The sequence below is a fragment of the Paenibacillus thermotolerans genome (genome assembly GCF_028745515.1).
GTDB classification, from domain to species: domain Bacteria; phylum Bacillota; class Bacilli; order Paenibacillales; family YIM-B00363; genus Paenibacillus_AE; species Paenibacillus_AE thermotolerans.
The window spans coordinates 103130-124743 of record NZ_JAQZSG010000011.1; the positions used below are offsets into that span (position 1 = coordinate 103130).

Below are 21614 nucleotides of genomic sequence, written 5' to 3' on the forward strand. Positions count from 1 at the left end.
CGAGATGAAATACGAACCTCCGCATTAAATTACAAATGTCATAGAGATAATGACAAGAAGGATAAACAGCACTAGAATGACACCTGTACTAGCAAAGAGCCCGCCTCCGAAGCAACCCGTACCGAAGCCGCCTGCAAATCCCATCTGCGTTCCTCCTTTCCCTTATCCTGTGAGTCATTATATTCACCCGATGCCCTGCGGATTGGACGGATACACCATAAATCAAAAAAGCGGGCAAACACCCGGCATACCCTTTGCAGGCAAGTAACGATTTAATCATAAGCGCCATATGATGAAAGGACTGGAGGAATGGTTAAATGCCTACGGTGAACAACATCTTTAACATAAAGATTACTTATGTCGCCAATAACGGTTCCATAAATTTCGGAAATACGATTCAAAAGGGCCATACGGCGAACCAAAAGAGCGTCGGCGGTTTCTCGGTCATCGGTGACGGCAGCTTAGGAATGAATGCGGAGCTAAGCAAAGTGAACGATCCTGATTTTGCCGATCAGCCCAATAGTCAAGTGTAGAAGGTGCGCCATGAATATCAATATCGGAATGATCAAGGTAAACACGATCGGTACGATTGGTTCTCTAAATATCGGGAAAGTCATCTTGTGCAGAAATGAGAGCAATGTGGCTCAGTATGGCACAGGGGAAATGGTTGGCGACGGAGTGAAGCATATACCGGAGAAGGTGCCGTCGCAGCAGCTCGAGCTGCCGGAAGCGCCGGAACCTTCTCCGGTGCCGCCCGTACCGGCCGCGCCCCCGGCAGCCTCATAATAATATTTCCGCCGAATAAGGAGTGTGAAAAACTCGCCATGTACAATTACCATGCCTATTTGCAAATGCTGGAGCATCGTGTGAGGCAGCTGGAAGACCGCGCCTTGCTCGCCGAGAAAGAAGTCAAAGATCTGAAAGAGGCGCTTCAGAAGATCAAGCCGGTCAATATCGAGGCGATCAACTACAAAGTGCAAGAGCTTGCGGTCAGAGATTTGTCGGGAACGCTGAATATCGGATTGACGGCATTGTCCGACCCGGAGCAGCTGCAGCAATGGCTTCATCAAGGCGAGGGAGACTCCTCCGGCGGCGAAGTGACGCTCGAAAACCTGCAGCACACTCAAGAAGGAGATGGTCAGCTTGGCTGACGCTAACGAGAAGGGAAATCCGTGCCTCCGATGCGGTTATGAACCCGACAAAAAAGATCAATATTGCGTAGCTTGCGGGGCTCCGGTCGTAAACCGGTGTATGGACGAGGGGGGGCTGCTGAATGAACCGTGCAACAACGTTTGCGGTCCGAACGCGGCCTTTTGCCCGAAATGCGGTTGTAAGACGGCTTTCAATAAGGCGGGGCTTGTACCGTCCCCGTATCCCGAAAATCAGGTGCTGGCAAGGGATGAAACGCAGGAAATGAATCTGTTTTCGCATCGGTTTTTTATGACGGATTAAAAGCCCCAAGGGTAAGAGAAAGCGGTTCGTCTCCGCCCCTTGGGGAATCTTTACTCTTCGATATACACTTCATGAAACGATTTCGGCTCCCGAATTTTCGGCATCCGGACTTCCAGAACACCTTCCTTATATACGGCTTGCGACCGTTTCGGATTGACCGGCTTCTCCAGCTTAATTTCCTGCAGCTTTCCCGACGGGAGCTCGATCCGGACTTTTCTTCGGTTGACGGACGCTTTGACCTCGTGCGGCGACATATTTTTCGGTATATTCAAACGCAAAATGACGCTGCGATGCGTTTCGAACAAGTCGTAGCTTAACAATGCGGAGGCAAACGGATTAAAGACGTTCGGCTGCAAGCCTTCATTTAAGTACCGGTCGATGCTTTTCTTCACGATGTCGCCTACCCAAGAGTTGTTTCGGATCGATCCGCCGTTCATAAAATCTTTCGGTAAGAAAGGGAATTGCTTCAGCATTTGTTTTTCAAATTCGCCCCAGTCCACCGGGAAATTGGAATCATTCATCACCCTACCGTCCTCTCCAAGATGATCTCTATATTTTATGACGCGAGCGCAGAGGTGATACTAACGGGACTTTAGCGGAACATGGACATGGGTTCAACATATATTAGTAATATGCGGCGAAAGGGGTAGCTTCTAATGCCGGCTATTGTAGGCAATATAAAAATATTAAGCGTCGGGTCCAGCGGGATCGTGCAGTTCGGAGATGCGCTGTTTCTGGTTCCCCGGAGCACCTCAAAGACGTTCTCCGGATCGGGCTCCTTCAATACGGGGGATTTCCCGGTGACGAATTCAGGGGTTAATATGACGCAAACCTGGGACCCGGATTTGATAGACTCGTCGGTTACGAAGGGGGTCGGACCGTTATAATATGCAAATTGTTCAAACGATCTCCATACAAAATTTACGCATAGAAGGCATTACCAATTCATCCGTGCTGCAAATCGGCACCGCCGGAATCATAAAAGCTCTATCCAATCTATACAACACAGGTGCCTTTACCGGCCCTGCGCCGGCACCCGGCGAGCTGTCGGGAACGCCGCTGATTCCATTTACGGGCGGCCGGTAAACATCGCGTTCCAAGGGGAGTGATTCCATGTTCACAAACCAGCAGGCTATGAATATATTATGCGAGACATACCGTCTCGTCCGCTGGCAAACGGAGAGGATCGCGCAGCTGGAGGTTGAGCTGTCCGAAATCAAGAGCCAGCTGCAAAGCCTGCAATCCTCCCCTCGAACGAATATTGAAAAGATCGAATATAACTTCGAGCAGCTAAAGGTGGAAACGCTGGAGGGTACGCTGACGATCGGCATAAGCGGGGCGGGCTTAACGGGGAACATCGAGGACTTGATGGCCGGTCAGCAGCATTCGCAAGACGTGTCGATCGGCCAACAGGGAGACGATGCCGGAGGCGGGATGCTGTCCCGGCTTCGGGGGGAGGTAAACCAATACATACATAACAGCATCTCAAGCAGTATCGACAAACGATCCGAAGCAATGCAAGTGCCAATTACCCCCGAACAAAAAAGCATGATCTTGGAAGATATGGTCCGGCAAGCCGGAGAGCGAATCACATTGTATATAAAACAGCTGAAGGAAACATTGGCGGACGGGGACCCGTCGCTGCCCGGGCAGGTATTCGAACGGCTGCGCGGCGATATCGATTTGGCGGTCGATGCGTATATCGAGCATTTCCGAAAGGATGAGGAAGATGATCAGACAGGCACCGGCAATACAAGTGATCAATAGGCAGCTTCAGGTGAATCACATCCGCATTATCGGCGTAGCGAGCTCGGCCGTTGTCCTTGTCGGAGATACGCGGAGCATTAACTGCTCTTCTATCTTCGATACGCCGCCGGAATCTTTGATCGTGGGTCCGCTCGTTCCATTTGTAACGTAAGGAGAATACCATATGTTTAGAACGTCGAGAGTCGGCGGAATCAAAGTCAGATCGCTGCTGTTTTCCTCCACCATACACGTCGGAGACTGTTTAAACATATCTCCGCACAGCTCCGTGCTCGCGATTCAAAGGGAGCAGCCGCGTTTTCGGGGGAATGAAGGAGACTTAAGCCGATATCCGGTGTTTCAACAGCCGTTCGTCCGGCCGGAGCACGAGGAGCCGGATTTTATGTCGGTCGAGTCGCTTGACCCGTTCATCGATGTCGGTATCGTTGATATTATCGGTATTTCCGTAGCTGCCGTCCTGCAAATCGGCAGCACGGGGGATGTAGACACGACGACAAGGGTAAAGCATGTACGCGAGATTTTGCCGCGGCGGCGCTAAGAAGCAGGCTACCAGTTGGAAGGCTCCTGGCCGATCGGCGTGCCTGTTCGTCCAAAGAATGCGTGGGTGTGACGGGGAATCTCCTGCACCGTTTCATAGTAGTTTCCTAAAAAAATAAACGGCTCATCGTCAACCTCGGCGCTGATTTCATGCACGTGAGAGCCGTCCGGCAGCGGAATTGCAGGCCGTGTCGAACCGAAAAACCGATGGAAATGGCCGGCATCGGTTCTGGTTATCCCTTGGTACCGATGAACATGTCCGTCCGTACCGGAGCCGTTCGTCGGATACGTATTTAGGACCAGGAAATGGGCGTGGCCCATCGTTTCGGATGTGAGCGCAGCAAAGCCGTGAGCGTGCGCCGGAGCCGGAAACCGGTCATGCTTCGCAACCATTAAGGTGACAACTCCTTTTTTGTGCAATACCATTCAGACGGAAAGGATTTGATATGCAGCTATGAATTATTTGGATTTATTAGCCCGCTTCGGAGCGGGCAGCGCCCATCCGGGCGGATTTTCGGGCACACTGGAGCAGCTGGAGCAATATCCGATCAAGGAGGGCAGCCGAATTCTCGAGGTCGGCTGCGGGACCGGGAGAACCGCTTGCTACCTGTCAAAACAAGGATATGAAGTAGTGGCTGTCGATATACGTAAAGAGATGATCGAGAAAGCTTTAAGAAGGGCGGCGGCGGATGAAGCGGAGGTTACGTTCCTTCAGGCGGATGCCAACGAGCTCCCCTTTGCGGACGGCAGCTTTGACGTCGTGCTTGCGGAATCGGTTACGCTGTTTGCCGGACCGCGAGCCTTCAAGGAATATAATAGAGTGCTTGTCCCAGGCGGCCGATTGTTTGATAGAGAGCTGCTGCTAATGAAAGAGCTCGATGCGGAACAGGCGGAGCCGATCCTCACCTTCTTCGGAATCGAACGGTTATATTCACCGGACGATTGGTGCATGGCGGCAAAACAAGGCGGATTAGCGGAAGTGGAGCTGTGGAACAAAAGCGCGCTGCCCGATAACCAGTGGGAGGACACGTTGAAGCATCCGGATTTCCATCAGATGTTCGACGACGACGTCGTTGTCGGAAGCGCGGAATGGGAAGCGGCTGCTCAATATGAGGATATTATGGCTAGAAACAGAGCGTATTTAGGCTACGGCGTCATCATCGGAACGAAGGGGTAAGAACGATGGCACGTATAGGCGCTGTCGAGGCTGCGGAAATGTTTGTCGCGGAACATTTTCCCGATTGCTTGCTTGCCGTCTTGGGCGGCAGCGTCAGCAGAGCGGAAGCAACCGACCGTTCCGATTTGGATATTGTCGTCTTGCTCGGTTCGGAGGAGGATCCGTTTCGCAAGGTTTATAGAGAGCACGGCTGGATTATCGAATGCTATGCAGTCACTCCGGAGACATTCAGAGAATATTTCGACGAGGGAATCCGATTGGGCGTTCCTTCCTTGCAGCGAATGCTCGTCGAAGGGCTTCCGATTCGCGGGGACGATCGGGCGGAAGGAATCATTGAGGAGGCGCGCACCGACCTCGAATACGGACCTATGCCGTGGTCTGTCTTCGAAATCGATCGGGCCCGCTATACGATTTCCGATTATTTGGAGGATGTAAGAGGGGCGGAAGAAAGCTGGGACAGGTGGTTTTCGGCCAACAAGCTCGTCGCTTCTTTATGCGAGTTTGTTCTGCGGACGAACAACTGTTGGCTCGGAGAAGGCAAGCATTTGTACCGGGCGCTGGCGTCCTGCTCGAAGGAAACGGCGGAGAGGCTCGCGGCGGCGATGGAAGCTCTGTACCGAAACGACGATATTGCCCCATTGGAGCGGTTGTGCCTGGATGTGCTTGAGCCGTTCGGCGGATATTTGCTGGAAGGCTACGAGGAATAGCGAATGAAACGAAAGCGTGCATCTCCGGAAGCGGGATGCACGCTTTTATCGTCCGTTATTTAAAACTTTGTCGAATAAATTGTCTTCCTTCTTGGGGGGGGACTGCTGCTGCCCGTTGTTCAGAAGCTGGAGCAACGTATCCTTCGTCACCGGCTTGGCATGCTCAAACAACTCGTATCCGAGCTGTCCGTTCGGCTCGATGGTCGCCACCTTCACGTCCGAAATATATGAAATTCCTTGCTCCCTAAGACGCATTTCAAGCTGCCGCTCCGTCATTCTAAGCCGCCTGAGCTTCTCGAAGAGCACTTCTCCGTTAATGATGACAGGGGTAGCGACGCCGATTGCGTATTTTTCCACCTTATTTACTTTTAATTGAGCGTACTGAACGAAGATCATGAGCATAACGAACGTAACCAAGACAAGGAGCGTTTTCCAAACCGTAGTTTCATGTATGGCATGGCCCATCGTCGTTCCGATGGCAAGAATCGTAATCGTCTCTACGCCCGTCATTTGCGCAACGGATTTTTTTCCCGCAACGCGAATCAGTATGAGGGAAGCCGCTAGTATTATGATTGCTTCCAGGAAAAAATTCATTTTCATTCCATTCACCGCACTTTATCATGCAGTGTTGACAAATATTCGGGTTTTAATGCTTTCGATTGCGCCTGACGGCCGATTTTTTGCCCGACCCTTTCTTTCCGCTATGCCGCTTTTGCTGCGGTCGAACGTTGCTCGTCGCGGCTTGCCCGCCTCCCAGCAGCGGCCCTAACGAGCGGAACATGTTTAACATGGGCCCGATCTGCTGAAAGAGCGAGAACATCTTCGGAATCATCGAAAAGATGCCGCCAAGTCCGCCGAGGCCTCCCGCACCTCCTGCGCCTGCGGCTCCGGTAGCGCCGGGCGCTCCAAACAACCCGGGGAAATTGCCGCCAAACATGTTGACTTTCGCCTTTTCATTTCGTTTCAAGACAGTCACCCCGCTTCCCGTCCTTAAAAATAAAGCATGTTCATTAGTATAGTATGAAGCGTCTCCGTGAAATGGATAGGCCGTTGCTGCCTAATTGTCGTCTCTTGTTGGAAGGAAATTTGGACGTTTGCCGGCGAACAAATGCCTATTCAATCCCGTCTCTGGTTTCGTACAATGATATATCTTCGTACAGGAGGTGAGCTCCATGTCCGCAGTAGGTGGGTTTGGAATTTCGACGGCGGCTATTTTGGTGTTGTTCATTTTGCTCGTCATTATTACGCGATCTTTCTTTATTTAACGTTTCGCGGTCAAATCCCCAAGCTTACTGGCTTGGGGATTTACTCTCTTCCGCTTTAAAGAACAGCTTCATCATCGGCGGTGTTACAATCGTTGTGATAAGTACGACGACAACGAGGGAGGTAAACAGCTCTTGGCCGAGCAGCCCGCTTTCCAATCCGATCGCCGCGATGATCAAGGCAACCTCACCGCGGGATACCATGGCCGCCCCGATGCCAAGCGATTGCTTCCAGCCGAAGCCGCCTAATTTAGCCCCGGCCGCGGAGCCGAAAAGCTTTGTGGCGATCGCTAGAAGGCTCAGCCCGATAATGACGCCGAGCTGGCTGACGATTCCGGAAAAATCGGCCGCAACGCCGATCGAGGTGAAGAAAACCGGGACGAATAAGGAATACCCGATCGTCTCCACCTTCTCGAACACTTCATGCCGGTAGTTCGTTAAGCTGATGGCTACCCCGGCAATATAAGCGCCGATTATGGCCGCTACTCCGGCATAATCCGCTAAATACGCGAAAAGAAAGCAAATGATGAGCCCTGCGGAGATGACGGATTCCGCCACCTTCAGCGGAGCGAACATCCGAAGCACCCAAGGAATGACCTTCCAGCCGAGCAGTATGGCGATCGCGAAGAAAGCAACCTTCTTCAATACGACGATGCCGAGATTGACGTCTCCGCCAGCCATGCTCATCAGAAACGCCAGCGCGATAATGACGAGAATATCGTCGATGACCGCCGCGCCGAGAATCGTCGTTCCTTCCTTGGATTTGAGCTTGCCCATTTCCTTCAAGGCTTGAACGGAAATGCTGACGCTCGTCGCCGAAAGCAGCAAGCCCAAAAACACGGACTGCAGCATCGGCAAACCGATCCATAGACCGGCGAGATAGCCGAGCGCGAGCGGTACGACAATGCCTGCGACACCTACATAAGTGGAGGCTTTCCCGGTCTTCTTGAATTCTTGGACGTCCGTCTCGAGACCGGCAATGAACATCAACAGAATGACGCCGATCTCGCTGATTTCGCTCAAAATATGAGTATCCGAAATAATGCCCAACACGGCAGGACCGAGTACAATACCGATCAGCAGCTTTCCGAGTACCGCGGGCTGCCCTAATCTTACGCTCAGATCACCTGCCAGCTTCGAAGCGATTAGAATGACGGCCAGTTGAAAGATTAACATCTCTCTACACTCCTTTTGGTTTAGTATTCCGATTTGATGAAAAATGAATAAAAAAAGGACCCTGAAACCAGGGCCCCCTAAAAATGAACAAAGAGGGGCCTTGGTGTCAGGCTCCTCCAGTAAAACCGTCTTTCCTATGAAAGCTGTTAACGTGCGGACTACAAGCCTTTCGTCTTATCCTCGTTGTAGGACGACGTGAAAATCACGGACAAAAACAAGGCAATGACGACCATGATAATCCAAAATGCGCTGCTGAACAAAAGATAAACCCCCTTCGTTCCTTTACCTTTCCAAGATACAGTATATCGACATTATACCCGACCGCCGCACAAAAATAAATGTACATCCGGTGAACAAAGTGTCTTTACAAATGCAACGGTTTAAACATATAATTCCTATATAGTTACTAGGAATTAAAAGGGGCCTTTCTATGGATATGACAATTGCCATAATCGGACTGATCGTCGGGTTCCTTGTCGGCTTAACGGGAGTCGGGGGCGCGGCTCTGCTGACGCCAATCCTGATTTACATAGGAATCAACCCGTCCATTGCCGTCGGTACGGATTTATTTTATAACTCCGTTACAAAATTATTCGGGACGGTTCAACACTGGAGACAAAAGACGATTCAATGGAAGCTGGTGAGCTATCTTGCCTCGGGGAGCGTGCCCGGCGCGGTTGCGGCCGTCGCTTTGCTTAAAGCGTTCGAGGTTTTCTTCGATTCGCAGGAGGACCTCATCCGGAGCTCGCTCGGGATTATGCTCGTGATCGTTGCGGCGTCCATCCTTGCCCGGCAATATTTATTTAAAGAAGCTAAGGAAAACAAATGGCAGGCGAAGCCGATCGAAGAAAAGCGTCTTCTTACCGTCGTCATCGGGTTCGTTCTAGGATTTATCGTAGGGCTTACGTCGATCGGCTCCGGGTCTTTGTTTGCGCTCGCATTGATATACTTCTTTCGTCTACCCGCCGCCCGGATCGTCGGAACGGATATTGCACATGCTTTCTTTCTCGTGGCGGCAGCCGGATTGATGCATGCGGGGATCGGCAATGTCGATTTTCCGCTTGCTTTGAATTTGCTCGCCGGATCGGTACCGGGGGTTCTGATCGGAAGCAAGCTGAGCACAAGAGCGCCTTCGAAGCCGCTAAGAACGGCGGTAGCGGTGCTCATCCTGATCAGCGGCGCAAAGTTACTATAATTCAACGATTGAATGGACACTCTAACCGAAATAAGGGGGTGTCCTTTTTTGTACGACAGTATCATTGTCGGCGGAGGGATTGCCGGACTTCAGGCGGCGATACAGCTTGGGCGTTACCGCCGAACCGTCGTAGTGATCGACCGGGAAGACGGACGCTCGACGCTGTGCCGGAGCTATCACAATGTGCTGGGGTATCCGGAAGGAGTCAGCGGGGAATGGCTGCGTCAATCGGGCCGGAAGCAAGCGGCCGCATACGGGGTCCAATTCGTTGCCGCAGAGGCGGCGGAAGCCGAAAGGCATAAGGACGGCATCTTTACGGTGGCTTGCCGCAAGGGCGGTCGTTATGCGGCGAGATCGGTGCTTCTGGCTACGGGAGTTAAGGACAGAATCCCCGAAGTGCCCGGGCTTCGGCCATGCTTAGGGTTAACGGTTTATATTTGCCCCGATTGCGACGGCTATGAAATCCGCGGGAAGCGTACGCTCGTTCTCGGCTCCGGAAACGCCGGAGCGGGAATGGCGCTTGAGCTTATGTACCATAAGCCCGCCGGCATTACGCTTATCAATCATGAACGGATCGCGGCGACTCCGGAGCTTGAAGCGAAGCTTGCGCAAGCGGGCATTGAAACGGTTCCCGGGCCGATCGAACATATCGTCCATAACGGTCCGGAGCATGTAGGGACGTTTGCCGGGGTGCGGCTGAAAGACGGGACGGCGATTGAAGCGGAGCGAGCTTTTATCGCTTTCGGCGGAAACGAGGTTCGCTCGGATTTGGCCGCGAAGCTTGGAGTGGAGCGGATGGAAAACAAGCATATCGCGACCGATTCCCGCTCGAAGATGACCAATGTACCCGGCGTGTGGGCGGCCGGCGATGTGGCCGTTCATTCACAGCAGCTTACGATTGCGATGGGCGAGGGCTTGCAGGCTGCGATCTGGATGCATAAATGGCTGTTGAAGCAGGACGCCTTGACGGGCATGTGTTCGGATTCGGGCTCGGGCTCGGGGAATAGCGGCTCTTGAAACGGTACATTATACCTTTGTATTTACTCAATAGGAGGTAACGGCCAGTGGTAAACAAGAACGGCATTACGGACGCGAATTCTGCGAATACGAACGACAACATGACGGCGCAGGCGGTTGAAGGCGCGGTGGACAACCCTCACAACGTGATGAGCGTGAACGACAAGCTGGCGGGAATCGAAACGGAGCGGTCGATCGAAGCGAATGAACGCCAGAAGTCGGCTGAATAGCTTCACTGGAAAAGAAAAGGTCCAATCATCCGCGGCCCGGAGATTGGACCTTTTCTTTGTTTATGTTAAAGCCCGCCACCACTTCTTCAAACTCGCCAAGCGCCTTCTCTCCTTCCGGCGTCAGCTCATACACGCCGCGCGATACCCGGCGGAACCAGCCGTACACGTTGCCGCGAACAATGAGCGCTGCCTTGTCGGTGCCGGCAAGCTCCCGCAGCCGTCTGGGCGACAGCGGGCCGTTCGCGTGAAGCGCCTCGGCGCACCGCAGCGCCTTCTCTCGGTACGCGGTCACCAGCTTTCGGCCCGTTCCGCCTCCGGCGTTGTAGTCGCCGCTTCGTTCCCGGAACTCCGTTACAAGCTTTAAGGTACGGCGTCCGGGCTTGGCGGGGCCGATCCTGGGCGGCTCGTCCCCCGGGTGCGCGTGCACCTCGACGAGCGCCGGCTTGCGCTTATACAACCTCACGGTAAGCAGGCCGATGCCGAGCATCCGGCACAGCCTGCGCATCTCCCCTACGGCGAAGCCCCCTCTGCCGACAGTGAGCTCCGCGGCAATGTATACGTTAGGCGTTGCCGACAGCCGCTGAACCGCTTGCAGCACAAGCGACAAATTAAAGCGCCGCTTCAGCTCCACAATGACCGGCCACTCCTCTCCCTCGCGGATGGCCACGACATCGCAGTCGCGAACCTCGCCGCGAACCGTAAAGCCTTGCTCCTCCAGCCACTTCTTTACCGGCGCATACAGCTCCGTCTCCGCTCTGACCCGTTCCGTAACCGGCGCGCTGTTGTCCCTGCCTCCGCTTTCCTTCCGCTTTCCCACGTTCGCCGCACTCCCGCCTGTACTCCGATATTAATAAGAATTATAGCACGTCCCCTGCAAATTATGGGGAAACTTATCCTTTACCCCCGCATACACTTAACTACAGTAACAGTCGGTAAGATAACCTTCCGTGTCTTATGATGTAGGCGGCCTTTTAGCAACCTTGGAGGGGGTTATACGAATGGATATTTTGAAGCGAATATCGGATTACCGCGGCGAAGAGGAACGTCTAGCCTGGTCCGGAACGTTTGCCGATTATCTTCAACTGGTTCGCAAACAGCCCCACTTGGCTATGACGGCGCATGCTCGAGTGTATGAAATGATAAAGCATGCCGGAATCGAGGAGTCGAACGGCCAAAAAAGATATATGTTCTTCGAGAAGGAAATATTCGGCCTGGAGCGTGCGCTGGAGAAGCTGGTGGAGGAATATTTTCATTCCGCCGCGCGGCGGCTTGACGTCCGAAAGCGCATACTTCTTCTCATGGGACCCGTATCCGGCGGCAAATCGACGATTGTGACGCTGCTGAAGCGGGGATTGGAGAAGTTTTCGCGGACGGATATGGGGGCGGTGTACGCCATTAAAGGCTGCCCGATGCACGAGGACCCGTTCCACCTTATTCCGCTCGAGCTGCGCCCCGAAGTGGAGAAGGAGCTGGGCATCAAGATCGAAGGCAACCTGTGTCCGTCGTGCCAGCTTCGGCTGAAGACCGAATATGACGGCCGCGTCGAGCATGTGCCTGTGGAGCGCGTGCTCATTTCCGAGGATCAGCGCATCGGGATCGGGACGTTCTCTCCCTCCGATCCGAAATCTCAGGACATTGCGGATTTAACGGGGAGCATCGATTTCTCGACCATTACGGAATACGGCTCCGAATCGGATCCTAGAGCGTACCGGTTTGACGGCGAGCTGAACAAGGCGAACCGCGGCGTAATGGAATTTCAAGAGATGCTCAAGTGCGACGAGAAGTTTCTGTGGAACCTTCTCTCGCTTACGCAGGAAGGCAACTTTAAAGCAGGCCGGTTCGCGCTCATCTCCGCGGATGAACTCATCGTGGCGCACACGAACGAATCGGAGTATAAATCGTTCATTGCCAACAAGAAGAACGAGGCGCTTCAATCGCGGATGATCGTGATGCCGATTCCGTACAACCTGCGGGTGACCGACGAGGAGAAAATATACGCGAAACTTATCGGCCAGTCGGATATGAGGCACGTGCACATCGCCCCTCACGCGCTGCGTTCCGCGGCTATATTCTCGATATTGACGCGGCTTAAGGAATCGAAGAAGCAAGGCATGGATTTAGTAAAAAAGATGCGCATGTACGACGGGGAATCGATCGAAGGCTTCAAGCCGGCAGACGTGAAGGAAATGCAGAACGAATTTCTGGACGAAGGCATGAGCGGCGTCGATCCGCGTTATGTCATCAACCGGATATCCTCGGCGCTGATTCGTCAGGATTTGCCGTGCATCAACGCGCTCGACGTGCTTCGCGCCATCAAAGACGGGCTCGATCAGCACGCCTCCATTACGAAGGAGGAGCGGGAGAAGTATTTGAACTTCATTTCGCTCGCCCGCAAGGAATACGACGAAACGGCGAAGAAGGAAATCCAGAAGGCGTTCGTCTATTCGTTCGAGGAGTCCGCGAAGACGTTGTTTGAAAACTATTTGGATAACGTGGAGGCTTATTGCAATTGGAATAAAATCAAGGATCCGCTCACAGGCGAGGAAATGGACCCGGACGAAAGGCTGATGCGCTCGATCGAGGAGCAAATCGGCATATCCGACAATGCAAAGAAGGCGTTCCGCGAAGAGATTCTGATCCGCATGTCGTCCTACGCCCGTAAAGGGAAGACGTTCGAATACGCGACGCACGATCGTCTGCGCGAGGCGATCGAGAAAAAGCTGTTTGCCGATTTGAAGGATGTCGTCAAAATCACCACCTCCACAAAGACGCCGGACGAAGCGCAGCTGAAAAAAATTAACGAAGTAAGCCGCAGGCTGATCGACGAGCACGGATATTGCCCGGTTTGCGCCAACGAGCTGCTTCGCTACGTGGGCAGCCTGCTGAACCGATAGCCGCTCTTAAAGCCGGATAGCATTTCTTCCACAGGGGACAATAGCAATTATTCAACCCTGGTTAGTGGAGGAGATACGCTTTGGCTGAGAAGCTTCAAGAGCGGGAGAAGGAGCAGCGCGCAGTTCATGAAGAGCTGCAGTCTCCGTCATTTATCGATAACCGCGTCGATGTGAAAGCGGCGACCGTCGTCACCTTGGAATTCATGTTCAGGGCGTTAAGCGAAAACCGGGAACCGAAGGAAGGCGACAAGAAGCGGCCGAAATTCAATCTGCTGACGAACTTCGGACTGGTGGAGGGCGCCGTCGTCAGAGGGCCGGCAGCCGAAGTCGAGGCGGAAGGCGATCAAGCGGCGGAACGCCACGTTTACGTAACGGAAATGTTCCAGCAGTCCATGGATATCCGCAACGAACAGCTGAAGGCGGCGGTTGACGAGATGGAGGGCCAGCCTGTAGTGGTCAACAATACGGGAGCGATTTTGGTGGAGGATGTGACGATTACTCCCTACGCCAATCCGACGCATAAAATTCATATGGATCATGTGTATTTATTTACCGATCAAATTATAGGCGTCACCGCCAGCTTGTAACCGGAAGTTTTTCTTGCGATTTAAGAATGGTTGTTCTTTTGAAAAACCCGGCTTCGATGGAAGCCGGGGTTTTACCGTTTCGATTGCTTCTTGTACCGTTCTTTCCTTGACAGCGGCCCCGGTTCGTCGTCCTTCTGCTCTTCGTTCCTTCGGCCCATGAACGGCAGCGGCATCGGCTCGATCGAAACGGCGGCTTCCGAGGCGGTTCCGGCATCCATGACGGAATACAGCTGCGATCGCAGCGTTTGAATTTCCAATTGAAGGTCGTCGATCATGCGCAGCAGCCGCAGCTGATTGCGAACGACGGCATGCAGCAGCTTGTCCTTATCGCCGCTCTCCAATCGGGGGTCCTCGTCCCCCTTCATCGTCTCGTCTGTGTAATCGTGTAAGAGCGCTTCCAACTCCTCTTTGGATAAAACATTTTCCACCATTGGAAGGTCCCTCCCGGAAACTTCGACTCTGCTAAAAATTGTTATTTCCAATGTAGCATATTTCTAGAAGAGGTTGAAGGGGAAAAATTGAAGCGATCCGGAAGCCGGCACGCCGCGGTCCGCCCATTCTTCCAACGTCAGCTTGTTTTCGTATATCGTCCGGGCTGTTTCGACGCCTACGTAGCGAATATGCCAAGGCTCATATGCATAGCCGGTTATGCCTTCCTTGCCTTCGGGGTACCGGAGGATAAAGCCGAAGCGGTGCGCGTTGTCCGCAAGCCATAAGCCCTCCTTCGTTCGGCCGAACGGCGCCGACAGCGTCAATCCGACGCTTTTCGCCGAGACGTCCAGCGCCAGCCCCGTCTGGTGCTCGCTCATCCCGGGAGATGCGTTGTAGCGGGAAGCTGCGGCGACACCTTTCATCCGTACATTATAGCGCCACAGCGCGCTCTGGGTTTTATAGGAACGGTACCCGGATACGCCGTACAGCATAACGCCTTCCTTCGCGGCGGTACGGAACAGCTCCTCCGCGGCGTCCGCCGCCGGCTTGCGCAAATACCGCTTTTCGGCTTCCCCTTCGAAGCTGAACGGAATATCGGGCACGACCAAATCAATCGGCGCATAACTGGCGGAAAGCGGCTGCAGCTTGTTCACAATCAAAGAAATGCTTTCCGCTTCCATAGCCCCTGCTTCGACCGAAACGCTTTCTTCGAAAGCGGGAGCCGGCTCCCATACGGACGCTGCCTGCAGCGTTTGCTCCAGCAGAAAGGCCGTTGCGACGGCGATGATCGGAGCGGCAATGACGGTTAGCGCTTTTTTGTGGAGCATACGCACCTACCCCTTATATTCGAATCTCTGTTAATACATTGTATGCCGCTTGTCCTTCCGGTAGACGGGAAAAAGCGCCCCGCCCGACCATTCGATCATGGCGCAGGCGCGGGCGCGGCGGGGGATGTCATAATAATCGTATGGCTCATCGCATCCCATTCGACATTATAGCCGGACATTTGGGCGACATCCCGGAGCGGAATCATGATCGTCCCGTTCAGATTGCGCGATTCCAGCGTCAGCTCCATTGGCTCGCCGTTCACCTCCACGCTTTTCGTTTCGGCCTGGTGAACGATCGTCCGATTTCCGATGGTTGCGGTAACCGTCTTTGCGCTTTGGTCCCAGAGAATCGTCCCTCCGATAAGCTCGAAGCTGTTGCGCAGCGGCACGAACACTCTATCTTTATACAAGATCAGCTCCCTCTCCACCGGCTTCGTTTCCCCGTCGATCATCAAGGTGCCTTTGAAGGTTTTCAATAAGGGGTACTGGTGTTTAGCCGCGATTTCATCGAAGGATAGCTTTGAGTTCGTTATAACGACGTAGGTGAACATTTTTACTTGATCGTAAAGCCAATGAATTTCATCGTTATTCATCCGAATACAGCCGGCGCTCACATATTTTCCGATCGAATCCGGATTGTTGTTGCCGTGGATCGCATAAGTCGTTCCATAGGTTTTCCCAACTTCAAGGCCGAGCCAGCGGTCGCCGAGCGGATTTTTCGGGTCGCCGCCCGGAATGTTGTCTTTGTAATACGGGCGGTTCTTGATTTTGCTTACGATTTTGAATTTCCCTTCGGGTGTGAGCTTAGTGGTGCGGCCGGTCGCCACGGAAAACTCCTTCTCCAGCACCCCGTTCCGATAATACGCGAGCTTATTCGTCTTTTTATTTACGATAATTAAGTCCTCCGAAGACTCGCCGGCCTTCGCGGTTCCCGCTAAGCAGCAAGCCAGAAGCAAGGCGAACAAGACGGCCGTGACGGTACATCGATAAAGATTGCGGTTCAATGGATGAACACCCCCTGGAAGTGATTTCTTAACACTGTTAATCAATATTAGGGAAGGTGTGTGTCCTATGACCTAAATAAATCTTACTTTCGGTGCAACATTATCGGGGGTTGAGTCGTCGCTCGGCCATCAACTTGCAAGCTGAGCGCGGAGGTGCGAGCCGGAAGTAGGGTCTTTGGAACCTTTTTGCCGTTCTTTTCGTCTATTGATGTAACTGCGGAAGAAAGGCGTGATGGAATGCTAGCCAAAAACAAGTGGGCAATTCTCAGCTGTGTGCTTTTGATCTTAATAGCGGGCACCGCTTTCCGAAACGCGATTGCGGCTTCGCTGTTCCGTATGTTTGTAGCGCCGAAAATCAACGAACAACTTGCGGAAACGTATGTGCCGATCGAGCCTGACCCATCCTCCGAGGCGACAGTGTTGCAGCCCGAGCCGGAGCGGGGTAAGTCGCCTATTACGTTCTTGCTGCTTGGGGTTGACCAGCGGGGGAAGGAACGCGGCCGATCGGATACGATGATGTTCGGCGTGTTTTTGCCGGAGAGCAAAGACCTGACTTTGGTTTCGATCCCGAGGGATTCATATATTTATTTGCCTGAAGAGGGCCGGTACGATAAAGCGACCCATGCATACGCGTACGGCGGCGCGAAGGGCGCTGTGAAAGCCGTCGAGCGGCTGCTGGACCAGCCGATAGACTACTATGTGTCCATCAATTTTAAAGGCGTGGTCGAAATGGTGGACAGTCTGGGCGGAATTGAGTTAAATATCGGGAAGGATCTTGTCAATGACGACCCGGACCATGAGAAGTTTGTCGTAAAGGCCGGCCAGGATAAGTATATGGGAGTCGATGCGCTAAATTATCTCCGTTACCGGGAGGATGCCGGGGGCGATTTGAGCCGTGCGGCCAGAAACCAGGAGTTTATCGCTGCATTGCTCAAGAAAGCTAAGAGCTTTGAAAATTTGACCAAGGTCAGCGAGCTGCTGGGCATTGTAGGCGACAATCTCCAAACGAATATGCCGCCTGGGGATATTACGGAACGGATTGCCGATTATATCGGGGATAACGAAAAGAGCTTAGCCATCCATTCCACTACGCTAAGCGGGCATGGCGCTTGGAAGGATAAGGTGTGGTATCTTGAACTGGATGAAGTGAAGGTAGCCGAAGCGAGGCTTCAGATTGACGAGCTTATTCGGCAAGCGGACCTTCCTTCCGTTCAGGCCGAAGCAGCTTCGTCTTTATCTCCGATTAATTAAGTTTATATCTACCATAAAAACCTTGAAGTTTTGCTCATTGCCTCCCCATGGTACGATCCCAATATATACCTTTTAAAAGCGTACAGGGGGAAACGGCCGTGAAGGATCATTTGTCGGGACAGTTCAAGTCATTCGCGTTCAAGGAATGCAAAGGTTCAAGCCGATTATATGAGATTCTTTCGCAATTTACCGCCGATGACGAGCAACTGCTCGGCATTGCTTCGCATGCGGGCGAGGGACAGCCTGTGCCCAATTTGTTTTTCGGGGCGGTGCAATACTTGCTGCTAAATGGGGCTCGACACCCATTGACGGACTATTACGGCAGCGTGGCGGATACGCCTAAAGAGAGTTTGCAGGCATTTCCGGTCTTCAAGGACTTTTGTTTACAGCATAGGGACGAATTGATCTTTATCCTCCAGCATAAAAGAGTCCAGACGAATGAAGTCGGAAGATGCGCCTACCTATACCCTTGCTTTTGCCGAATTTTCCGTATCGCGGGGAGGCCGTTGTCCTTAATCGAAATCGGAACAAGCGCAGGACTGCAGCTTCTATGGGACCAGTATGCGTACTCTTACGACTCCGGCGAAGTATACGGCAATCCGCGCTCGGAGCTAAGGCTGAATACGGAGCTTCGGGGAGAAAGACGGCCTTTCTTGTTGCAGGAAAGCCCCCCAATTGCTTCAAGAGTCGGCGTCGATCTGCACGTTAACGATGTTAACCGTCCGGACGATGCGCTTTGGCTGCAGGCTTTAATATGGCCGGAGCATGCGGATCGGAGGTTACGGTTCCGGAAGGCGGCCGAGATCGTTAAGTCGAAGCCGCCGATGTTGATTGAGGGGGACGGGGTAACGCTGCTAACCAGGTTGGTGAATAAAACGCCAAAACATTCCGTTATTTGCATATTTCATACGCACGTTGCCAACCAAATGCCGGCAGCCGTCAGAGATGAACTGCTGGAGCGCGTACGTGCGGTAGGCCAATCCAGAGATGTATTTCATTTATACAACAATATTGGTGACTCCGATCTTCACTTGGATTATTATTTAGACGGAGAAGAGCATTCAGAAACGTTGGCCGCGGCCGAGGGACACGGGCGCTGGTTTGAATGGAAGCAGTAATGGCCACAGGCAAAAAAATACGCGCGATAATTTTTAGAGTGACAATACCAGGAAATCAAGTTACAGTAATTGCGAGGAATAACAGGTGTTTACTCGGCGGTGACCATGTCGGTGCGGCGGTAGAGGGGATCCGATGTTAGGAATCGACAATTTGCTGTTGAATTTTTTGTTCATATTAGTCAGCGTTCTCACCTATTTCTCCCTTGGCCTGTATCGGTCCAAATGGAATAAGCTGCTGATCGGCATTTTCGGCAGTCTCTCGGTAATGTTTTGCATGAGCTTTCCGTTTACCGTGTTCCCCGGCTATATTTATGATTTGAGAATTATTCCGTTCGTTGTCACGATTGCGTACGGCGGGTTCGAATCGGGAAGCATGGTCGCGCTGGTGCTGATCTTGTACCGGTATCACCTTGGGGGCATAGGCTTTGAGGCCACTTTGCTGTCATACCTTCCTTTATATTTGATTATGGTGCTATTTTCAAAGTTTTTAAGACATTCGTCGAAGTCAGGGCAGATCGCCGCAGGCACGTTAGCCTCTCTCTCCTCCGCCGTTTTTGTCGCGGCCAGCAGTATGATGAAATCGTACGAAGCGCTTAGCGAGCAATTCGGTTTTTTTATATACTATTGCCTGCTTGTCGGCGTTTGCGCATGGATCACCATGTTTATCATTGTTACGATGCTTGATAATATCAGGATGCGCGAGGAGATACACCGTGCGGAGAAGCTGTATGTATTGGGGGAGCTGGCTGCAACGATCGCACACGAAATCCGCAACCCGATGACGGTGGCCAAAGGCTTCCTGCAATTGCTGAAGCATCGTATGAACAACGATACCGACACTAAATATTCCACTTTTGCTTTGGAAGAAATCGACCGGGCCGAATCGATCATATCCGAATATTTGCTGTTTGCGAAGCCGCAGGCCGAAAAAATCGAAACGGTTCATGTAAAGGACCTGATTGCCAATGTGGTCAATATCATTGAGCCTTATGTCACCTCGCACAACCACATCGCTCGCTGGCAGGCGGAAGAATCTTTGTATGTGAAAGCCGATTCCAAAAAACTGACGCAAGTGATGGTCAATATTATTAAAAACGGCGTAGAAGCGATGGAGCATAGCGGCGAGATCACGATCCGCGCGTTTCGCAAGGGCGATAAGGTCGCAATCAAAATCGCGGATACCGGAGTCGGCATGACGAAGGATCAAATTGCAAAACTCGGAAGCCCGTTCTATTCCACGAAATCGAAGGGCACCGGTCTCGGGCTTATGGTAAGCTACCGGATTATCGAATCGATTGACGGTGAAATCATTGTTGAAAGCGAGAAGGGCAAAGGAACTACGTTCTGTATTATCGTGCCTCAATCATAAAGGCTTGCAATATTCGGCTGCGATTCCAATTGGGATTGCGGCCTTTTTTAGATTTTTTTGCGATGCGTCACAAAGCAACTACGACGATTGTCTTATATGGTATGCAATGGAAAGGGGGAAGAAGTTGATGCGGGAGCGGCTTCATTTTTTAGTAACCCGATATCACAGCTCTGTTTTCAAATATTGTTACCACATGCTTAGGCATAAAGAAGAAGCGGAAGATGCCGTGCAGGAAGTGTTTCTTAAAGCGCTGAAAGCCGACCCGAAGGACAAACGCATTCGTTCCGATTATGCATGGCTATTAACGATCGCGCATAACCACTGCCTGAATGTCATCAGAAGAAAAAGGCTTTACAAATTTATTCCCTTCCGGGTCGAGCAGCCGAGCCAAGCCGATGGTTATGAAGCCGTCGAACAGCATTCATCGATTCACGAAATTTTATCCCACATACCACCGTTAGACCGGTCCATCTTGCTGCTTCGAATTATTGAGGATAAAAGCTACGAGGAAATCGGCGGCATCGTTCAGGCAGCTCCTGCTACGGTAAGAAAACGGTTCGAAAGAGCAAAGACGAAGATTCGTAAGAAGTACATAGCCGAAGGAGGGGTTTCGGATGAAAGCGAGGCCGTATCGTTCATTCGAGGAGTTTGAGTCAGCTTTAAAAAATAGCGAAGTCCCTTATGAAAGCAACGAAAAGCTTGAGGAGAAGCTGCATAACGCATTAACGGCGGTAAGGAGGCGAGGTTGGAGCAAAAAAGCGGTCATGCTGTCATTGGGTTTATGTCTTATTTTGGTTATGGGGACCGCTGCGATGGCGGCCAGAGTCGTCTTGCAGCTACATAACAAAGACGGGGAAATTGTTTTTAAGTATTCTCAGACCAGCGAATCGCGGGTGGAGAAAGACGCGAAGGTACGCGGTATTTGGGCACGGTACAAAGCGGAAATGAAGGAAGTGGAGAACGAATTGGGCCCAGGGGAGTACGCTTTGTTTCTAGCTCCCGAAGCGTATGAAGTCGACAGATACTATCAAGTGCTCATGAATAAGGCGGTATACAATGATCCTAAGGAATTGGCGAATGCGACGGTCACAAATTTTATCGCGCCTACGCATATTCCCGACGATCTTTCGTTCATGCAAGGTTCCATCTCATATGAGACGGATCCAATGGAATTAAGCGAATTGGACGCGTTATATGAGGAAGCGAAAAGTAAAAATAAAGAATACATCGTTAAAAAAGGACGGCTTACCGAAGAGTCAAGACGTATAAACCTGGAGTACGGTACAGACCAGTTTCCGCACATGCTGCACCTCTATATCTACAAATCAGAAGGCATTATGTCATCCATTTCCCCGGACGCGTTGGAAGTGATCAATATTGACGGTCACGAAGCATTGTATTACCGGGACGGAAACAGGCTGACATTCGGAATCAACATTGGCGGCGAAAATTATGCTTATGAGTTAGCTGGAATGATGCCGCAGGAACAATGGATCTCCAAAGAGGAACTGGTGGAGACCGCACGAAGCATTTTGCAGCAAAATAACGAGCATTAGAGTTTTCGCGGACAATCCCAACCATATGGTAAAACTGTGTTCAAAATCTGCTGCGCAAA

The 21614-nt window shown here is 52.1% G+C and carries 32 protein-coding genes; 22 read left to right on the plus strand and 10 right to left on the minus strand.

What is annotated here, in order from left to right; translation table 11 throughout:
- Positions 1 to 24 precede the first annotated feature (24 nt).
- Positions 25 to 144: a YjcZ family sporulation protein gene (locus PT964_RS11445; RefSeq protein WP_274363479.1), complete on the minus strand. Its 120-nt coding sequence runs from the start codon at positions 142 to 144 to the stop codon at positions 25 to 27.
- A gap of 173 nt (positions 145 to 317) precedes the next feature.
- Between PT964_RS11445 and PT964_RS11450 the strand changes: the two genes are divergently transcribed.
- From PT964_RS11450 to PT964_RS11465, 4 genes are read left to right on the plus strand one after another with little or no spacing between them, the layout of a single operon-like run.
- Positions 318 to 533, plus strand: coding sequence for a spore germination protein (locus PT964_RS11450; protein ID WP_274363480.1), 216 nt, complete (start codon positions 318 to 320; stop codon positions 531 to 533).
- Between the two features lie 10 nt (positions 534 to 543).
- Complete coding sequence (locus PT964_RS11455) at positions 544 to 786, plus strand: hypothetical protein (protein ID WP_274363481.1); 243 nt, start codon at positions 544 to 546, stop codon at positions 784 to 786.
- A 38-nt stretch (positions 787 to 824) separates the two neighbouring features.
- Entirely contained in the window at positions 825 to 1151 is a 327-nt protein-coding gene (gene gerPC, locus PT964_RS11460) for a spore germination protein GerPC (protein ID WP_274363482.1), read from the plus strand.
- Positions 1144 to 1452 (plus strand): hypothetical protein, encoded by a 309-nt coding sequence (locus PT964_RS11465; protein ID WP_274363483.1) that lies wholly within the window; start codon positions 1144 to 1146, stop codon positions 1450 to 1452. The genes gerPC (PT964_RS11460) and PT964_RS11465 overlap by 8 nt, the downstream gene beginning before the upstream one ends.
- Positions 1453 to 1502: 50 nt before the next feature.
- Here the strand turns inward: PT964_RS11465 and PT964_RS11470 are convergent, their stop codons facing one another.
- The gene (locus PT964_RS11470; protein ID WP_274363484.1) at positions 1503 to 1973 is read right to left on the minus strand and encodes an Hsp20/alpha crystallin family protein; all 471 of its coding nucleotides are present in this window, start codon (positions 1971 to 1973) and stop codon (positions 1503 to 1505) included.
- 135 nt (positions 1974 to 2108) lie between these two features.
- On the opposite strand from PT964_RS11470, the gene PT964_RS11475 reads away from it, so the two are divergent.
- Genes PT964_RS11475 through PT964_RS11495 form a run of 5 tightly spaced genes read left to right on the plus strand, consistent with a single transcriptional unit; the run spans position 2109 to position 3754 of the window.
- Positions 2109 to 2339, plus strand: coding sequence for a spore germination protein (locus PT964_RS11475; RefSeq protein ID WP_274363485.1), 231 nt, complete (start codon positions 2109 to 2111; stop codon positions 2337 to 2339).
- Between the two features lies 1 nt (position 2340).
- On the plus strand, positions 2341 to 2538 hold the full coding sequence (locus PT964_RS11480; protein ID WP_274363486.1) for a spore germination protein GerPB: 198 nt from the start codon (positions 2341 to 2343) through the stop codon (positions 2536 to 2538).
- A 27-nt stretch (positions 2539 to 2565) separates the two neighbouring features.
- On the plus strand, positions 2566 to 3219 hold the full coding sequence (gerPC, locus tag PT964_RS11485; protein WP_274363487.1) for a spore germination protein GerPC: 654 nt from the start codon (positions 2566 to 2568) through the stop codon (positions 3217 to 3219).
- Positions 3182 to 3370, plus strand: coding sequence for a spore gernimation protein GerPD (locus PT964_RS11490; protein WP_274363488.1), 189 nt, complete (start codon positions 3182 to 3184; stop codon positions 3368 to 3370). Before gerPC (PT964_RS11485) ends, PT964_RS11490 begins: the two co-directional genes overlap by 38 nt.
- 12 nt (positions 3371 to 3382) lie before the next feature.
- Positions 3383 to 3754, plus strand: coding sequence for a spore germination protein GerPE (locus PT964_RS11495; protein WP_274363489.1), 372 nt, complete (start codon positions 3383 to 3385; stop codon positions 3752 to 3754).
- A gap of 8 nt (positions 3755 to 3762) precedes the next feature.
- Here PT964_RS11495 and PT964_RS11500 read toward each other — a convergent pair whose 3' ends face one another.
- Positions 3763 to 4146, minus strand: a complete 384-nt coding sequence (locus tag PT964_RS11500; RefSeq protein WP_274363490.1) for a YmaF family protein — start codon at positions 4144 to 4146, stop codon at positions 3763 to 3765.
- Between the two features lie 61 nt (positions 4147 to 4207).
- On the opposite strand from PT964_RS11500, the gene PT964_RS11505 reads away from it, so the two are divergent.
- Both PT964_RS11505 and PT964_RS11510 read left to right on the plus strand, forming a co-directional pair.
- Positions 4208 to 4930, plus strand: a complete 723-nt coding sequence (locus tag PT964_RS11505; RefSeq protein ID WP_274363491.1) for a class I SAM-dependent methyltransferase — start codon at positions 4208 to 4210, stop codon at positions 4928 to 4930.
- Between the two features lie 5 nt (positions 4931 to 4935).
- Positions 4936 to 5637: a nucleotidyltransferase domain-containing protein gene (locus tag PT964_RS11510; RefSeq protein WP_274363492.1), complete on the plus strand. Its 702-nt coding sequence runs from the start codon at positions 4936 to 4938 to the stop codon at positions 5635 to 5637.
- A 45-nt stretch (positions 5638 to 5682) separates the two neighbouring features.
- Here the strand turns inward: PT964_RS11510 and PT964_RS11515 are convergent, their stop codons facing one another.
- Together PT964_RS11515 and PT964_RS11520 are read right to left on the minus strand one after the other, a co-directional pair.
- Entirely contained in the window at positions 5683 to 6237 is a 555-nt protein-coding gene (locus PT964_RS11515) for a DUF421 domain-containing protein (protein WP_274363493.1), read from the minus strand.
- A gap of 46 nt (positions 6238 to 6283) precedes the next feature.
- Positions 6284 to 6604, minus strand: coding sequence for a hypothetical protein (locus tag PT964_RS11520; RefSeq protein ID WP_274363494.1), 321 nt, complete (start codon positions 6602 to 6604; stop codon positions 6284 to 6286).
- 205 nt (positions 6605 to 6809) lie between these two features.
- On the opposite strand from PT964_RS11520, the gene PT964_RS11525 reads away from it, so the two are divergent.
- The gene (locus tag PT964_RS11525) at positions 6810 to 6902 is read left to right on the plus strand and encodes a YjcZ family sporulation protein (RefSeq protein WP_274363495.1); all 93 of its coding nucleotides are present in this window, start codon (positions 6810 to 6812) and stop codon (positions 6900 to 6902) included.
- Positions 6903 to 6926: 24 nt separating this feature from the next.
- Here PT964_RS11525 and PT964_RS11530 read toward each other — a convergent pair whose 3' ends face one another.
- On the minus strand, positions 6927 to 8075 hold the full coding sequence (locus tag PT964_RS11530) for a cation:proton antiporter (protein WP_274363496.1): 1149 nt from the start codon (positions 8073 to 8075) through the stop codon (positions 6927 to 6929).
- 430 nt (positions 8076 to 8505) lie between these two features.
- Here PT964_RS11530 and PT964_RS11535 point away from each other — a divergent pair, with 430 nt between their 5' ends.
- From PT964_RS11535 to PT964_RS11545, 3 genes are read left to right on the plus strand one after another with little or no spacing between them, the layout of a single operon-like run.
- The gene (locus PT964_RS11535) at positions 8506 to 9270 is read left to right on the plus strand and encodes a sulfite exporter TauE/SafE family protein (RefSeq protein WP_274363497.1); all 765 of its coding nucleotides are present in this window, start codon (positions 8506 to 8508) and stop codon (positions 9268 to 9270) included.
- Between the two features lie 48 nt (positions 9271 to 9318).
- Positions 9319 to 10287, plus strand: coding sequence for an NAD(P)/FAD-dependent oxidoreductase (locus tag PT964_RS11540; RefSeq protein ID WP_274363498.1), 969 nt, complete (start codon positions 9319 to 9321; stop codon positions 10285 to 10287).
- 47 nt (positions 10288 to 10334) lie between these two features.
- On the plus strand, positions 10335 to 10517 hold the full coding sequence (locus PT964_RS11545) for a hypothetical protein (protein ID WP_274363499.1): 183 nt from the start codon (positions 10335 to 10337) through the stop codon (positions 10515 to 10517).
- A gap of 25 nt (positions 10518 to 10542) precedes the next feature.
- On the opposite strand, the gene PT964_RS11550 is transcribed toward PT964_RS11545, so the two are convergent.
- The gene (locus tag PT964_RS11550) at positions 10543 to 11334 is read right to left on the minus strand and encodes a DUF2161 domain-containing phosphodiesterase (protein ID WP_274363500.1); all 792 of its coding nucleotides are present in this window, start codon (positions 11332 to 11334) and stop codon (positions 10543 to 10545) included.
- A 181-nt stretch (positions 11335 to 11515) separates the two neighbouring features.
- On the opposite strand from PT964_RS11550, the gene PT964_RS11555 reads away from it, so the two are divergent.
- A complete protein-coding gene (locus PT964_RS11555; protein WP_274363501.1) occupies positions 11516 to 13411 on the plus strand; it encodes a PrkA family serine protein kinase in 1896 nt (631 codons plus the stop codon).
- An 80-nt stretch (positions 13412 to 13491) separates the two neighbouring features.
- Positions 13492 to 13998: a hypothetical protein gene (locus PT964_RS11560; RefSeq protein ID WP_274363502.1), complete on the plus strand. Its 507-nt coding sequence runs from the start codon at positions 13492 to 13494 to the stop codon at positions 13996 to 13998.
- 71 nt (positions 13999 to 14069) lie between these two features.
- Here the strand turns inward: PT964_RS11560 and PT964_RS11565 are convergent, their stop codons facing one another.
- The 3 genes from PT964_RS11565 to PT964_RS11575 form a co-directional block, all read right to left on the minus strand.
- Positions 14070 to 14429, minus strand: a complete 360-nt coding sequence (locus tag PT964_RS11565) for a hypothetical protein (RefSeq protein ID WP_274363503.1) — start codon at positions 14427 to 14429, stop codon at positions 14070 to 14072.
- Positions 14430 to 14492: 63 nt separating this feature from the next.
- Positions 14493 to 15257 carry a M15 family metallopeptidase gene (locus PT964_RS11570; protein WP_274363504.1) on the minus strand — a complete coding sequence of 255 codons (765 nt, stop codon included), beginning with the start codon at positions 15255 to 15257 and terminating at the stop codon, positions 14493 to 14495.
- Between the two features lie 95 nt (positions 15258 to 15352).
- Positions 15353 to 16261, minus strand: a complete 909-nt coding sequence (locus tag PT964_RS11575) for a L,D-transpeptidase family protein (protein ID WP_425262703.1) — start codon at positions 16259 to 16261, stop codon at positions 15353 to 15355.
- Between the two features lie 237 nt (positions 16262 to 16498).
- Here PT964_RS11575 and PT964_RS11580 point away from each other — a divergent pair, with 237 nt between their 5' ends.
- The 5 genes from PT964_RS11580 (at position 16499) to PT964_RS11600 (ending at position 21555) form a co-directional block, all read left to right on the plus strand.
- On the plus strand, positions 16499 to 17512 hold the full coding sequence (locus tag PT964_RS11580) for an LCP family protein (RefSeq protein ID WP_274363505.1): 1014 nt from the start codon (positions 16499 to 16501) through the stop codon (positions 17510 to 17512).
- Positions 17513 to 17610: 98 nt separating this feature from the next.
- Positions 17611 to 18630 carry a DUF2332 domain-containing protein gene (locus tag PT964_RS11585; protein WP_274363506.1) on the plus strand — a complete coding sequence of 340 codons (1020 nt, stop codon included), beginning with the start codon at positions 17611 to 17613 and terminating at the stop codon, positions 18628 to 18630.
- Between the two features lie 133 nt (positions 18631 to 18763).
- Entirely contained in the window at positions 18764 to 19999 is a 1236-nt protein-coding gene (locus tag PT964_RS11590; protein WP_274363507.1) for an ATP-binding protein, read from the plus strand.
- Positions 20000 to 20126: 127 nt separating this feature from the next.
- Positions 20127 to 20651, plus strand: a complete 525-nt coding sequence (locus tag PT964_RS11595; RefSeq protein ID WP_274363508.1) for an RNA polymerase sigma factor — start codon at positions 20127 to 20129, stop codon at positions 20649 to 20651.
- Positions 20614 to 21555 (plus strand): hypothetical protein, encoded by a 942-nt coding sequence (locus PT964_RS11600; protein WP_274363509.1) that lies wholly within the window; start codon positions 20614 to 20616, stop codon positions 21553 to 21555. The genes PT964_RS11595 and PT964_RS11600 overlap by 38 nt, the downstream gene beginning before the upstream one ends.
- Positions 21556 to 21614: the final 59 nt, after the last annotated feature.

Excerpts from the sequence above, each read along its gene's own strand:
- PT964_RS11445 (WP_274363479.1), bottom strand. The coding sequence starts at position 144 with ATGGGATTTGCAGGCGGCTTCGGTACGGGTTGCTTCGGAGGCGGGCTC.
- PT964_RS11450 (WP_274363480.1), top strand. The coding sequence starts at position 318 with ATGCCTACGGTGAACAACATCTTTAACATAAAGATTACTTATGTCGCC.
- PT964_RS11455 (WP_274363481.1), top strand. The coding sequence starts at position 544 with ATGAATATCAATATCGGAATGATCAAGGTAAACACGATCGGTACGATT.
- gerPC (WP_274363482.1), top strand. The coding sequence starts at position 825 with ATGTACAATTACCATGCCTATTTGCAAATGCTGGAGCATCGTGTGAGG.
- PT964_RS11470 (WP_274363484.1), bottom strand. The coding sequence starts at position 1,973 with ATGAATGATTCCAATTTCCCGGTGGACTGGGGCGAATTTGAAAAACAA.
- PT964_RS11475 (WP_274363485.1), top strand. The coding sequence starts at position 2,109 with ATGCCGGCTATTGTAGGCAATATAAAAATATTAAGCGTCGGGTCCAGC.
- PT964_RS11480 (WP_274363486.1), top strand. The coding sequence starts at position 2,341 with ATGCAAATTGTTCAAACGATCTCCATACAAAATTTACGCATAGAAGGC.
- gerPC (WP_274363487.1), top strand. The coding sequence starts at position 2,566 with ATGTTCACAAACCAGCAGGCTATGAATATATTATGCGAGACATACCGT.
- PT964_RS11490 (WP_274363488.1), top strand. The coding sequence starts at position 3,182 with ATGATCAGACAGGCACCGGCAATACAAGTGATCAATAGGCAGCTTCAG.
- PT964_RS11495 (WP_274363489.1), top strand. The coding sequence starts at position 3,383 with ATGTTTAGAACGTCGAGAGTCGGCGGAATCAAAGTCAGATCGCTGCTG.
- PT964_RS11500 (WP_274363490.1), bottom strand. The coding sequence starts at position 4,146 with ATGGTTGCGAAGCATGACCGGTTTCCGGCTCCGGCGCACGCTCACGGC.
- PT964_RS11505 (WP_274363491.1), top strand. The coding sequence starts at position 4,208 with ATGAATTATTTGGATTTATTAGCCCGCTTCGGAGCGGGCAGCGCCCAT.
- PT964_RS11510 (WP_274363492.1), top strand. The coding sequence starts at position 4,936 with ATGGCACGTATAGGCGCTGTCGAGGCTGCGGAAATGTTTGTCGCGGAA.
- PT964_RS11515 (WP_274363493.1), bottom strand. The coding sequence starts at position 6,237 with ATGAAAATGAATTTTTTCCTGGAAGCAATCATAATACTAGCGGCTTCC.
- PT964_RS11525 (WP_274363495.1), top strand. The coding sequence starts at position 6,810 with ATGTCCGCAGTAGGTGGGTTTGGAATTTCGACGGCGGCTATTTTGGTG.
- PT964_RS11530 (WP_274363496.1), bottom strand. The coding sequence starts at position 8,075 with ATGTTAATCTTTCAACTGGCCGTCATTCTAATCGCTTCGAAGCTGGCA.
- PT964_RS11535 (WP_274363497.1), top strand. The coding sequence starts at position 8,506 with ATGGATATGACAATTGCCATAATCGGACTGATCGTCGGGTTCCTTGTC.
- PT964_RS11555 (WP_274363501.1), top strand. The coding sequence starts at position 11,516 with ATGGATATTTTGAAGCGAATATCGGATTACCGCGGCGAAGAGGAACGT.
- PT964_RS11565 (WP_274363503.1), bottom strand. The coding sequence starts at position 14,429 with ATGGTGGAAAATGTTTTATCCAAAGAGGAGTTGGAAGCGCTCTTACAC.
- PT964_RS11570 (WP_274363504.1), bottom strand. The coding sequence starts at position 15,257 with ATGCTCCACAAAAAAGCGCTAACCGTCATTGCCGCTCCGATCATCGCC.
- PT964_RS11580 (WP_274363505.1), top strand. The coding sequence starts at position 16,499 with ATGCTAGCCAAAAACAAGTGGGCAATTCTCAGCTGTGTGCTTTTGATC.
- PT964_RS11590 (WP_274363507.1), top strand. The coding sequence starts at position 18,764 with ATGTTAGGAATCGACAATTTGCTGTTGAATTTTTTGTTCATATTAGTC.
- PT964_RS11595 (WP_274363508.1), top strand. The coding sequence starts at position 20,127 with ATGCGGGAGCGGCTTCATTTTTTAGTAACCCGATATCACAGCTCTGTT.
- PT964_RS11600 (WP_274363509.1), top strand. The coding sequence starts at position 20,614 with ATGAAAGCGAGGCCGTATCGTTCATTCGAGGAGTTTGAGTCAGCTTTA.